Raw genomic sequence first — 13,561 nt, forward strand, 5'->3', positions numbered from 1 at the left:
TAAATATATTTAATTCTTTATATTTCTTTATATTTCAACAATAACTTCCTTTTCTTCTGGGATTATCTTAACCTTATCTCCGTCAACACTATAAGAGGCACCTTGAATACCCTTAAGACTACAAATATCATGTAAAACAAAACCCATATCTTTAGCTAGTTTTGATGTAGATAATATAATCTTATCACCAATTCTCTCCGCCGATGCTATCATCATAATTTCTCCCTTAAGCCCTGGCACTTTAGCAGCAGCCTTATTACCATCTGAAAGTTGATATAAATGAAAAGTTATTCCACTGGCATAGTCATAATCCGGTCTTTCTTTATTCGCTCCCACAGCAAGCAAGGTATCTGGACTTACATATAGAGGTAGAGAAAAATAATCATATTGATCATGATACCAGCGGCCACCTTCCCTTATTTCTCCAGATAGTAGATGGGTCCACCTACCATGAGGAAGGTAATAATCAACCTCACCATTTTCCTGGAAAATTGGGGCAACCAGTAAAGACTCACCTAACATATACTGCATATCAAGATACTTAACAGCAGGGTCTTCATCAAAAACGAGTACCATGGGCCTCATTACAGGCACACCAGTATCTCTGGCCTTGACCGCCATCTGGTAGATATAGGGCATTAATTGACATTTTAGCTTGGTAAATTTCTTTAATACCTCACTAGCCTCTTCATCAAACAACCAGGGTACTCGATAACTCTTAGAACCATGAAGTCTACTGTGGGTAGACAAAAGACCAAATTGCACCCAGCGCTTGTATAAATCTGCAGTAGTTGTTAACTCAAATCCACCTATATCATGGCTCCAGAAAGAAAAACCTGACATAGCAAAGGATAACCCCCCTCTCAGGGTTTCAGCCATGGAAGCATAACTGGCAGAGCTGTCACCACCCCAGTGAACTGGAAACTGTTGACTCCCTGCTGTTGCACTTCTAGCAAATACTACAGCCTCTTTTTCACCCTTTACCTCTTTTAAAAGATCAAATACCGCCTGGTTATAAAGGAAGGTATAGTAATTATGCATAGAGACAGGGTCAGAACCATCAAAATATTCGACATCAATTGGAATCCTTTCACCAAAGTCTGTTTTAAAGCAATCGACACCCATTTCTAATAGTTTTCTCAATTTATTTGTATACCATTCTACTGCCTTAGGATTTGTAAAATCAACTAAACCCATACCAGGCTGCCAGCTATCAAGTTGTTTAATACCCTTCCCATCTTGTCTTTTTAGTAAATATCCCTTTGCTGCACCTTCTTTAAAGAGCTCTGTGCCCTGGGCAATATAAGGGTTAATCCAGAGGGAAATTTTCAATCCCCTTTTTTTATAACGCTTTAACATAGCTGCTGTATCTGGAAAAATCCTTTCATCCCACTCTAGATCAGACCAGTGAAATTCCTTCATCCAGAAACAATCAAAATGAAAAACACGCAGTGGTATATCCCGTTCTTTCATTCCCTGTATAAAAGAACTGGTAGTCTCTTCATCATAATCAGTAGTAAATGAAGTAGATAACCACAGGCCAAATGACCAGGCTGGTGGCAGAGCCGGCTTACCTGTTAATGCAGTATACCTTGATAGAATTTCTTGATTGCTTTCACCGTAAATAAACTGGTATCTGAGTTCTTCACCTGGTACAGAAAACCCTACATATTCCACCTTCTCACTAGCAACCTCAAAGGAAACATTAGCTGTATGATCAACAAAAACACCATATCCACGGCTAGTCATATAAAAGGGTATACTCTTATAGGCCACCTGAGAAGAAGTACCACCATCTTCATTCCAGGTCTCTACCACCTGACCATTTTTGACAAAGGCAGTAAACCGTTCACCCAAACCATAAACACATTCTCCAGGCTGAAGTGCCAGTTCTGTCAGCATATATGGTTTGTAATCTGCCAGTAAATAATTATCCTCCGGAAACCTAGTAGCATCTTTTCGATCATATTGCATATAAGCAAGATTACGAAATCCACAGCTTGTTAACACCTTTCCCTCTACTTCAAACTGGTACTGCCATTCCTTTCGATTAACACGCACTGTAAGCTGACCCGCAGTCATTACAGCCTCATCTTCATCAATTGAAACTGTAACCTCATGTGGATTAGTATTTTTCTTAAAAGTAGCTTCTCCACTTTCATATGCCTCATAGTGATAACTACGAACACCAATAACATTCTCAGCTGTAGAAGTAAATTCAGTGGTAATTGTTGCTACATCAAGGGCACCTTCCCTTGAGTGTATAACCCTTTCTGGTGCTACCACCCTCATACCGTTTGGTATTTCCTCTACAATATAGGCCTGTGATGCATATATTGCATTTGCTCTCTCACTCCTCAGCCAATAACCCTCAGTAAATTTCATTCATCTTCCCCTTTCTTTTTCTATATTATTATATAAATCTTAACTTTTAAGAGGATATACTTATAACCATCTATAGATAATAACAGCTAATTATAGATATAAAGAGGACGCAGGGTTTTGTGATAATTTTTACCCAGGTCCCCTTTGTACTATATATCATTAAATTAATATATCATCTATATCTATTTTTCACCATCAATCTCCATCCATAATTTTTCAATTATTGTACATGTTGCCTCTTTATCAGCTGCCCCTCCCACATAGGCCTGCATTGTTTCCCCAAAGGCACTATGGAAAGCGTCTGTGGAATAAATAATTCCAAGTGGGGCAGAACCTTTCTTTTCAACAGCAGCACTACCCTGGTTAATAATCGCATAATCTGATTCTACATCTACTGCAATAGGAGGAACAACACCAGCTACATCTGCAAACCAGGCCTTACCATAATCAGATGTATACCACCAGTTTACAAAATCTAAGACCTCTGGCAGTACATCAGACTCTTTACTAATTCTAACTGCCTGGTCAGCCCCTGTTATCACCTGACTTTGAGAGGGGTCTTCTGAGACTGGATAACCTGCAAAACCAATCTTAAGTCCTGGGTCAATTTCCTTAATACTATCTTCGACCCAGGGACCCTGACCTATTATCATTGCTGCCCTACCAGTTGCAAATGAAGAAATTTCAGTATTCAAGGATGATTCTAGTGGTTTAGCATCACCATGTTCTTTAACCAGATCAACAAAGTGGAAGAAATTATTGTAGAGTTCTGGATAATCCTTTATTTTAGCTTCTCCTTTTTCAAACTTCTGAATCAAGGCAGGGGCATCATCAGTTGCTGCAGCCATAAAATGTTGAAAAACATGTTTAAATACCCACCACTCTCCAAATCCACTTGAAAATGGTGTGATACCCTCTGCTTCCAGTTTTTCAATAGCAATTTCTAATTCTGAAATTGTTTCAGGGAACTTAGTAATACCCGCCTGCTCAAATAAATCTTTGTTATAGATTAGTCCAAAATAATTCCCTTTAATAGCAATACCATACATACCATCACCATTGGCATCAGTCATAGCTTCTTTTATAGCAGGAAGCATTGTTTCCATTAAGGGTTGGTCAGATAAATCCCTGGAATATTCTTTATATAATTCTATTTCCTTGCCCGATGTCGAGGCAAAGATATCAGGAAGATCACCAGAGTTTAATTTTACCTTTAACAATGTAGGATAATCATTCTGTGTTGTTTCATAATTAATTGTTACATCTGGTTTAACTTCTTGATAAGCATCAATTAATTCATGAATAGCATCTGAATATTCAGGCATTGAAATAAACATATTAATTGTTGCCTTTTCAGCCAGTACACTTGAACCCAACCCAATTAATAGAACCAGCACTACTAAAACACTTAAATACCTTTTCATAATAATTTACACTCCTTTTTTTATTTTATGAATCTGTCCGAAAAGTATCAATATATACCCCCCGGGGATTATATATCCCTTCACTCAATGGTAACACCTTAACTTCGTTTAGGGATATATAATCCCCTATTTATAGCTTTTCGAACACACACTTTATATTAAAGGATATAGATATTCACTATACCAATTAATACCTAAAAACTCTAACCCTTTATCGAACCGGCTACAACACCTTTTACAATGTACTTTTGTAAAAGAATAAAAAATATAATTGAAGGTAAAACCGCCAGGACCATTGCTGTCATAGCATAATGCCACTGGGTATTATACTGTCCCACAAAATTATAGGCAGCTAAAACAAGGGTCTTGGTTTTATCACTATTGTTCACCATTAATAATGGTAATAAAAAGTCATTCCAGATCCACATTACATCCAGCACTATAACTGTCACAGTAACTGGTTTTAAAACCGGAAAAATTACACGAAAAAATGTCTGAAAGGTTGAGGCACCATCTATAAATGCACTTTCATCTATTTCCTTTGGTATGGTTCTCATGAAATTTAGATAAATAAAAGTCGCCATAGGTATACCAAATCCCCAGTACTGGATACCAAGACCAACACGGCTGCCTGACAAATTTATAACATTCATAACCTTTAATAGTGTTATCATAAAGGTTTGAAAGGGAATAAGCATTGGTGTAATAATAAATAATTGAGCCAATCTCGTGTATCTATTTCTTCGTCTATCAAGAATATATGCCGCCAGAGATGAAAAAGCTACTATTCCAGCAATCCCAATAACTGTTATGATTATATTGTTAATAAATAATCTACCATAATTCATCTTATCAATAACATAACTATAATTTTCAAAAGTAATTTTATTGGGAAGAGCAATAACATCAATAACAACTTCCCTAAAGGTCTTGACAGAGTTTATTCCCATTAAAAATACAGGATATATATAGATAACAGCTATTCCGATTATAAAGAGCTCCAGTAGAATCATTTTATATCTCTTTTTTTGTATTAATCTCATTATAACTCAACCTCATTTCTTCTAGAGAAACCCAGTACAAGCTGAGTTAATATTAGAATAATCACAAAGAAAATCAGCGCCTTTGCTGAACCTATCCCATAGTTATTATACTGAAATGCCTCCCTATAAATATCAAGAGTGGCACTATATGTGGCACCACCAGGTCCACCTTTCGTCAGGGCCAGTATAATATCAAATACTTTCAAACCATTAGTTAGTGACATAAAAAGGCAAATCGTAATAGAAGGACCAAGTAAAGGCAGAGTAATCCTGAAAAATCTCTTAACTTTACTTGCACCATCGACAGTTGCCGCTTCTAATACATCTTCAGGTACTGCCTGTAAACCAGCAATATAAAGCACAATATAAAACCCTAACTGCTGCCATACACCAACAAAAACAACTGAATAAAAAGCCAGATCTCCGTTACCAAGCCAGCTTAAATTTAATAAACCCCATTCGCTTATTTCAAATAATCTTGCAAAACCCTGAGAAAAAATAAACTTCCAAATAAAACCAACAATTGTCATGCTCATTATATAAGGTACAAAAAACACACCCCTTAAAATATTGGCAGTCTTTATCTTTTTAACCAATACTACCGCCAGTACTAAGGCTAATACATTACTAAAAATCATAAAAAGCACAGTATATTTACCAGTAAAAATTAATACATTTAAAAATTGTTTACTTTCCAAAAATATTGTTTTGAAATTTTCAATCCCTATAAAAGTTGCAGCCTTAGAAATACCATTCCATTCTGTCAGGGAATAAACAGCACTCATTACAAATGGAATATATATCATTACACTAACTAAAATAGCTGCTGGCATAGTAAATAAAAATGTCTCAACTTTTTCTAGTCTTTTCCTATTCATTTTACCTCCCCTTTTTTTTGCTATACCTAATATCAAACACTATCAAGCTATTTTTATTATCCCTCCTTCATTCTAACTGGCTAAAACTAAAAAGTCATTTCAAAAGAAAGATATATTTTGAATTGCAAAAAAATGCAATTGAAACACGTACATCATTTTATCTAAAAATTTTATTTTATATAATCATAATTGTGATAATACCTTAAATTTTCTTTCATCACAATCTCTAATCTGGTTATAAATTTGCTCTTTTCAATTTCTTTCCCCTCAGCTATTAATTCAAAAAGAATTTTTATGGGGTAATAACCCTGATTAAAGGGTTCCTGACAAACCACTGCCTGTATTATATCTTTTTCAATTAAGGAAACAGTCTGTTCATATAAATCAAAACCTACTAATTTTATTTCCCCCTGTTTACCCAGAAGTTCTACTGCTTTTCCAGCTGCACATAATGTTTGATTGGCAACATAGATAGCAACTAAATCAGGATTATCTTTAATTATCCTTTGAATATCTTCAATAACTTTCTCATTTATCGACCCCTCTACTTCAAATTCTTCGCAGATTTCATATGGACCAATAATATCATATTGAAAATTATCTGATAAAACCGATTTAAATCCCTTGGCACGATATTCACCTAAAATATCATGATTATTAATTATTGCTATTTTTCCAGGTTTAGAAGTAATTTTTTTAATAATACCTCCACAAACCTGCCCTGATTCAAAATAATTACAACCAAAATAAAATAATCTTTCACTATCCGGCAAATCCCTATTAAATGTTGCTACTGGAAGACCATCATCTATTAAATCATTGACTAAATCGCCTACTAAATCCGGTTCCCAAACCGCCAGAGCAAGGGCATCTATCTGCTCTGACATCTCTTTAATCTGTAAAAGTTGTTCTTCCGGGGAATCAGCAGCCCTGATTAAAACATTAAGACCATAATTACTAAGTTCTTCATAAACAGTATTAATACCCCGGTTTATTTGTAAAGCAAACTCATTTGGTAGATAATAAGAAACACCAATACTACAATTCGTCCTTTTGGCCAGGTGTTTTGCTGCTCGGTTGGGTTTATATCCCAGTTCATTTATATATCTTAATACCCTCTTTTTTGTATCAACAGCAACATTTCCCCGATCATTTAATACCCTATCTATTGTAGAACGTGATAAATTAAGTTCTTGTGCAATATCTGTAAGTGTAATATTTTTCATATCCATTTTGATAAGATCCCCTTTTTATTGTAAATGAAACACGTGTCTCATAATATTTATATTCTACATGAATTCTAGAATTCCTCTTTTTTAATTTATTTTTTTTGCCATTAATTTTTAAAAACCTGTTCGAAAAGCATCAGTATATACCGCTGGGGATTATATATCCCTTATTTATACCTTTTCGAACACACACTTTAATCTATCCTTTCCAACAAATAAGTGTTTTTTTCAGAATAAGAATTGTATTTCACAGCAAAATATGATATTGTATAATTAATTAATATTAATGCATAAATATTATTATCCTTGAAAGGGGGAAATAATTATCAAGGCTATACTGGTTCTAGAAGATGGTTTCACCTTGGAAGGCAGAACATTTGTCGGTAGTGGTGAAATCAAAGGAGAAGTTGTCTTTAATACAAGTATGACAGGATATCAGGAGATTATTACAGACCCCTCTTATAAGGGGCAGATGGTGGTTATGACCTATCCCCTGATTGGCAATTATGGTATAAATATTCATGATAATGAATCAAAACACCCTCAGGTGGAGGCCTTTATAGTAAAGGAATACTGTGAATATCCCCATAACTGGCAGTCTGAAGGTAGTTTGAAAAACTACCTGGAAAAACATAATATTATAGGCATCGAAGGGATTGATACACGGGCCCTAACCCGTCATATTAGGCAGGATGGTGCTATGAAGGGAATTATTTCTACAATAGATAATGATATAAACAGTCTAAACAAAAAAGTGAATAATTATGCAGGTTTAGTGGGTAAAGACATGGTTAAATACGTAAGCTGCAAAAAAGAATATCAATGGAATAAACAGGGCAAATACCATGTAGTAGCTATAGATTATGGTATTAAACATAGTATTTTAAAGATGTTAGAGGAAAATAACTGTCAAATAACAGTTGTTCCGGCCAATACAAGTGCTGAATCAATACTGGAAAAAAATCCAAATGGTATTTTTCTATCGAACGGACCAGGTGATCCTGCAGCTGTCCCCTATGCTGTGAAAGAAACAAAAAAACTATTAGGTAAAAAACCTATTTTTGGCATCTGTTTTGGCCAGCAGATTTTAGGTCAAGCCCTGGGCCTTAGCACATATAAATTGAAATTTGGTCACCGGGGAGGTAATCACCCTGTCAAAAACCTGTTAAATAACCATGTAGAAATTTCAACTCAAAACCATGGTTTTTGTGTAGAATTACCTGATAAAAATGAACGGGAAAAAATGGGGGGGTATATAAAAGACCTGGAAATTACCCATATCAACTTAAATGACAATACCCTGGAAGGCTTCAGACACCCTGAACTTAATTGTTTTTCCATACAATATCACCCTGAAGCCTCACCAGGTCCACATGACTCTCACTATCTCTTTAAAGACTTTATTAAATTAATGTCTGACATACAATAGATATCAAAGGAGTGATTTGATGCCTAAAAGAACTGATCTGGAAAAAATATTAATTATTGGTTCTGGCCCAATAGTAATCGGTCAGGCCTGTGAATTTGATTACTCTGGTTCCCAAGCATGTAAGGCCCTTAAGCAAGAAGGATATACTATTATTCTCATCAATAGTAACCCTGCCACCATTATGACTGATCCTGAAATGGCTGATCAAACATATATTGAACCAATTGAAGTAGATATTATAGAAAAAATTATTGCTAAAGAAAAACCAGATGCTCTACTACCTACACTGGGAGGACAGACAGGTCTTAATATTGCCTCAACCTTACATCAGAATGGTGTTTTAAAGAAATACAATGTAGAATTAATCGGAGCTAATTTTGATGCTATTCAAAAAACCGAAGACCGGGAATTATTTAAAGATGTTATGAGTAGTATCGGTGTTGGTGTCTTAAAGAGTGTACATGTAACTACTGTTGATGCAGCTGTAAATTTTGCTGAACAGGTAGGTTATCCCCTTATTATCAGACCTTCCTTTACCTTAGGTGGTTCTGGTGGCGGAATAGCCTATAATATTGATGAACTAAAAGACATAGCCAGTAATGGTATCTCCCAAAGCCCCAGTAACCAGATTCTTATTGAAGAATCTGTTATCGGCTGGAAAGAATATGAACTGGAACTAATGAGAGACAAAAATGATAATGTAGTAATTGTCTGTTCTATAGAAAACCTTGACCCCATGGGGGTCCATACCGGTGATAGTATTACTGTAGCCCCGGTTCAGACCCTGTCTGATAAGGAATATCAGGAAATGCGGGATGAGGCCTTAAAGATAATCCGTGAAGTTGGGGTTGAAACTGGAGGCTCTAACATTCAATTTGCTGTTAATCCTGAAAATGGACGTAGAGTAGTTGTAGAAATGAATCCACGGGTATCAAGGTCTTCTGCCCTGGCTTCTAAGGCAACTGGCTTTGCTATCGCCAAAATAGCAGCTAAACTTGCTGTTGGATATACTCTTGATGAATTACCAAATGAAATAACCTATGAAACACCAGCCTGTTTTGAACCAGCTATAGATTATTGTGTTACCAAAATACCCCGCTGGGATTTTGATAAATTCCCTGGTGTTAAAAATGAATTAACCACCCAGATGAAGTCAGTTGGTGAAGTAATGGGTATTGGAAGAACCTTTAAAGAATCTCTGCAAAAAGCCCTCAGATCACTGGAACAGGGGCGCCACGGCTGGGGAGCAGATGGTAAAGATATCTATAGTTATAAAGAATTAACTTCTCTTGATTCTAGTAAGAAAAAAACAATTATTGATGATATAAAATCAAAACTACTGATTCCCAATAATGAAAGGATCTTCTACCTGCGTTATGCCTTAATCATCGGCCTTGATATCAATACACTATATGAATATACCGGGATAGATAAATGGTTTCTTTATAACTTAAAACAAATACTGGAAATGGAAATTAAATTGCGTAAAAGTAATTCCTTAAATAATGTAGATCAAGACCTTTTATATCAGGCCAAACAATATGGTTTCTCTGATCAGCAGCTGGCCTTTATTTTTGGTGAAGATGAAAAAACAATACGAGAATATCGCGAAAATGAGTCTATCAAGGCTGTCTTTAAATTAGTTGATACCTGTGCTGGAGAATTCAAGGCCTATACTCCCTACTATTATTCAACATATGAGGTTGAAGATGAAAGCCTGCGGACAGAAAAAAACAAGGTAATGATCCTGGGAGGCGGTCCAAACCGAATAGGTCAGGGTATTGAATTTGACTATTGCTGTGTCCAGGCTGCCTATGCCCTTAAAGAACAGGACAAAGAAGTAATTATGGTTAATTGTAATCCGGAAACAGTCAGTACAGATTATGACACATCTGATAAATTATATTTTGAACCTATCACCCTGGAAGACGTATTAAATATCTGTCAAAAAGAACAGCCAGATGGGGTCATTCTTCAGTTCGGGGGGCAGACACCACTTAAGCTGGCCTTTGCCCTGGAAAAAGCAGGGATCAATGTCCTGGGGACTTCACCAACCAGTATTGACCTCTCAGAAGACAGGGAAAAATTCTCTGAGATAATCAAAAAGCTTAATTTAAAACAACCTCCCAATGGTATCGGCTATTCTTATCAAGAGGCTAAAATAATTGCTGATAATATTAGCTATCCTGTACTGGTTAGACCCTCTTATGTACTGGGTGGCAGGGCAATGGAGGTAGTCTATGATGATATTTCTCTGGAAAACTATATGAACAAAGCAGTAGATGTATCCCCTGAACAACCTGTCTTAATTGACAAATTCCTGGAAGGTGCTGTTGAAGTTGATGTAGATGCTATAGCTGATGGGGAGGATTGTATTATTGGAGGAATAATGGAACATATCGAAATGGCCGGGGTTCATTCAGGTGACAGTGCCTGTGCCTTACCTCCCTACAGCCTATCAGATGAAATTATTGAAGAAATAAAAAAACAAACCAAAAGCCTTGCCCAGGAATTAAATGTTCTTGGTTTATTAAACATTCAATTCGCCGTAAAAGATAAAGAAATTTATATCCTGGAGGTAAACCCCAGGGCCTCACGGACAATACCATTTGTCAGTAAAACAATAGGTAAATCCCTGGCCAAACTGGCAACCAGGGTAATGCTGGGAGAAAAACTTAAAGACCTGGGATTAACTGAATACCAGAAGACAAATTATATTGCAGTTAAAGAGGCAGTCTTTCCCTTTATTAAATTCCCAGGAGTAGATATTATTCTGGGACCCGAAATGAAATCTACTGGTGAGGTAATGGGAATTGATGATAACTTTGGTATGGCTTTTGCCAAAGCCCAGATGGGGGCTGGTCTCTCACTACCCCGGTCAGGAAATGTCTTAATTACAGTAAACGACCGCCATAAAAATGATGTCCTGCCTATAGCCAGACGTTTTAAAGAACATGGTTTTTCTCTAATCGCTACCAAGGGAACCGCTGAATTTCTTCAAAAAAATGGACTGGATGTAGAGATGGTTTATAAAATCGATGAAGGCCGCCCTAATATACTGGACTACATGAAAAACAACGATGTCCAATTCCTGATTAACAGTCCAGAAGGCAAAGGTGCTATCTATGATGAGGTTAAAATGAGAAGACAGGCTCTTTTGAAAAACATCCCACATGCAACAACAATACAGGGGGCTCAGGCTACTATTGAAGGAATAGAACAAATGAAAGCTAAGAAAATCTCTGTAAAGTCACTACAGGAATACCATGTATAAACATAAAAAAACACAGTCAGATTATAAAACTCTGACTGTGTTTTTTTATTTAAAATAACCCGGGATTTATATCCTCAATCGAATCAACAATTAAATCAGCCCCTGAAATATCCTGCTTACCAGAATTAGCATTCTTAAAACCAATACACTTCATACCGGCTTTTTTGGCCGCAGTAACCCCATGATAAGAGTCTTCGATGACAATACACTTTTCTTCAGGTTCATCAAGTAAACGGGCAGCCTTTATGTATATATCTGGGTTAGGTTTACTCCTTGCCAGTTCTTCTCCACTAACTTTAACGTCAAAATATTCTTCTATAGCAAATTCTTTAAGAACCCTTACAATATATTTTATTGGTGAAGATGAAGCTAAGCCAATTTTAAAGTTATCAGCTTTTAATTTCTCAAGTAAGCCCACTATACCAGTAATCGGTTTTTCTTTATTATGATCAAGATACCTAATATTTTCTTCAATCTGATGCTTTATTAACTCCTCTATACTCTCCTGTAGATTATACCTGTCTTTTAAAATTCTCCACATATCATTGTTGGAACAACCTATAAACTCACTATACTCTTTTTTACTAATATCTAGACCCAATTCCTTAAAAAGACGCTGATTTACCCTATAATGTATTGGTTCACTATCAATAATTACTCCATCCATATCAAAAATAACTGCTGCTATCTTCCCCATTGCCACACTCCTTATTAATTTAATATATTATTCCATAACTGTAATATCAATTTTATCAAATAATAAAGGAAAAATCCACTGATAGAAATCCTGGCCATAAATCTGAATACAGCTAAAATACTAAAATCACTATCATGTTCATAGGTTTCAGTTTCAGTTTCTTTTTCATCTTCCCAGATTATTTTCTCATATTCACTTTGATCAAACTTATTAGCAACCACATCCCTTGCCATAGACAGCTGTGATTCAGGGACATATAGTGCAACACCAAAAGGACTTGTCCCTAGATAAACCTCCAGATAGGCACCAGTATCAGGATATTTTCTCATGACTGGAATATCCATCTGTCTAAGCAGTGATTCAACAATATCTACTTCATGGTCATTGTAGTTTCCTAACAAAGCAAACTCATTATTACCCATCAGCCACATCCTATCTTTAATTAAATTATTTATAAAGGAGCTCATAATCTAAAGAAATATCCTCTAATCTCCTGGAAAACCATATTTTTGATTCATCTAGTGCTTTATTATAAATAAGTTTACCAACCCCACTAAGAAAAAAATCAAGGGCCTTTTCTGCAGCAATAATACCTATCTCTTCATTCCTTTCCTCATAAAAAAAATCCTGAATCCCCTCAATAAGCCTTTTCTTCTCCTCCGCTTTCAAATCTATTGCTTTCATTAGAGTCCTTCCCCCTCTCTATTTATTCAAACACTTATTTACTCAATACATTTCCATACCATTAAATATTCTTTTTCATTTGTATTTTCATCAGTCAGTTCATCCTTAATTTTAAAACCATTATTAATATAAAAATCACAGGCCTTGTTATTCTTCTTAAAAACCTTTAATTCTATATAATCCCTATCCTTCTTTACAAAATCCATTAATTTTTTTCCATACCCCTGGCTTTGAAACCTACTATCAATAAAAATTGCTGCCAGATAGTTATCTAACATTGAAACAAAACCTCGTATTTCATTTTTTCCTTCTACAACATATGTATCAGACATAGGTAAATATTTTTCTCTCATATCTTCCTGTGCCGCCTGCCAATACCCTTCTCCAATAAAATCATGTGCTTTTAATGATACCTCAAACCAGATCTCAACCAGTTTATCAATATCTTCTTTCCTACTTTTTCTAATCATAAGTAACATCTCTCTTTTTATATTTTATTTTTATTAATAAATTAATTT

General features: G+C 35.6%; 11 protein-coding genes. 2 read left to right on the plus strand and 9 right to left on the minus strand.

Annotated elements, in window-relative coordinates; genetic code table 11:
* Nucleotides 1–27: 27 nt before the first annotated feature.
* The 5 genes from yicI to D7D81_RS14860 all read right to left on the minus strand — a co-directional run bounded on the left by yicI (nt 28) and on the right by D7D81_RS14860 (nt 6,962).
* The gene (gene yicI, locus D7D81_RS14840) at nt 28–2,385 is read right to left on the minus strand and encodes an alpha-xylosidase (protein WP_125990830.1); all 2,358 of its coding nucleotides are present in this window, start codon (nt 2,383–2,385) and stop codon (nt 28–30) included.
* A 182-nt stretch (nt 2,386–2,567) separates the two neighbouring features.
* A complete protein-coding gene (locus tag D7D81_RS14845; protein ID WP_125990831.1) occupies nt 2,568–3,809 on the minus strand; it encodes an ABC transporter substrate-binding protein in 1,242 nt (413 codons plus the stop codon).
* A gap of 203 nt (nt 3,810–4,012) precedes the next feature.
* Nucleotides 4,013–4,843, minus strand: a complete 831-nt coding sequence (locus tag D7D81_RS14850) for a carbohydrate ABC transporter permease (RefSeq protein WP_164522373.1) — start codon at nt 4,841–4,843, stop codon at nt 4,013–4,015.
* 8 nt (nt 4,844–4,851) lie between these two features.
* Nucleotides 4,852–5,730: a carbohydrate ABC transporter permease gene (locus tag D7D81_RS14855; RefSeq protein ID WP_125990833.1), complete on the minus strand. Its 879-nt coding sequence runs from the start codon at nt 5,728–5,730 to the stop codon at nt 4,852–4,854.
* A 170-nt stretch (nt 5,731–5,900) separates the two neighbouring features.
* Nucleotides 5,901–6,962, minus strand: coding sequence for a LacI family DNA-binding transcriptional regulator (locus D7D81_RS14860; RefSeq protein ID WP_125990834.1), 1,062 nt, complete (start codon nt 6,960–6,962; stop codon nt 5,901–5,903).
* A 322-nt stretch (nt 6,963–7,284) separates the two neighbouring features.
* Between D7D81_RS14860 and carA the strand changes: the two genes are divergently transcribed.
* Both carA and carB read left to right on the plus strand, forming a co-directional pair.
* Complete coding sequence (gene carA / locus D7D81_RS14865; RefSeq protein ID WP_125990835.1) at nt 7,285–8,388, plus strand: glutamine-hydrolyzing carbamoyl-phosphate synthase small subunit; 1,104 nt, start codon at nt 7,285–7,287, stop codon at nt 8,386–8,388.
* A gap of 19 nt (nt 8,389–8,407) precedes the next feature.
* Nucleotides 8,408–11,662 carry a carbamoyl-phosphate synthase large subunit gene (gene carB, locus D7D81_RS14870; RefSeq protein WP_125990836.1) on the plus strand — a complete coding sequence of 1,085 codons (3,255 nt, stop codon included), beginning with the start codon at nt 8,408–8,410 and terminating at the stop codon, nt 11,660–11,662.
* A 49-nt stretch (nt 11,663–11,711) separates the two neighbouring features.
* Here carB and D7D81_RS14875 read toward each other — a convergent pair whose 3' ends face one another.
* Genes D7D81_RS14875 through D7D81_RS14890 form a run of 4 tightly spaced genes read right to left on the minus strand, consistent with a single transcriptional unit; the run spans nt 11,712 to nt 13,513 of the window.
* Entirely contained in the window at nt 11,712–12,359 is a 648-nt protein-coding gene (locus D7D81_RS14875) for an HAD family hydrolase (RefSeq protein WP_125990837.1), read from the minus strand.
* Between the two features lie 14 nt (nt 12,360–12,373).
* Entirely contained in the window at nt 12,374–12,781 is a 408-nt protein-coding gene (locus D7D81_RS14880; protein WP_125990838.1) for a putative signal transducing protein, read from the minus strand.
* A gap of 25 nt (nt 12,782–12,806) precedes the next feature.
* Entirely contained in the window at nt 12,807–13,043 is a 237-nt protein-coding gene (locus D7D81_RS14885; RefSeq protein WP_125990839.1) for a DUF2164 domain-containing protein, read from the minus strand.
* Between the two features lie 38 nt (nt 13,044–13,081).
* Nucleotides 13,082–13,513 (minus strand): N-acetyltransferase, encoded by a 432-nt coding sequence (locus D7D81_RS14890; RefSeq protein ID WP_125990840.1) that lies wholly within the window; start codon nt 13,511–13,513, stop codon nt 13,082–13,084.
* Nucleotides 13,514–13,561 lie beyond the last annotated feature (48 nt).

Source organism: Halocella sp. SP3-1, from assembly GCF_003953885.1.
In the GTDB taxonomy this organism is placed as follows: Bacteria; Bacillota; Halanaerobiia; order Halanaerobiales; family DTU029; genus Iocasia; species Iocasia fonsfrigidae.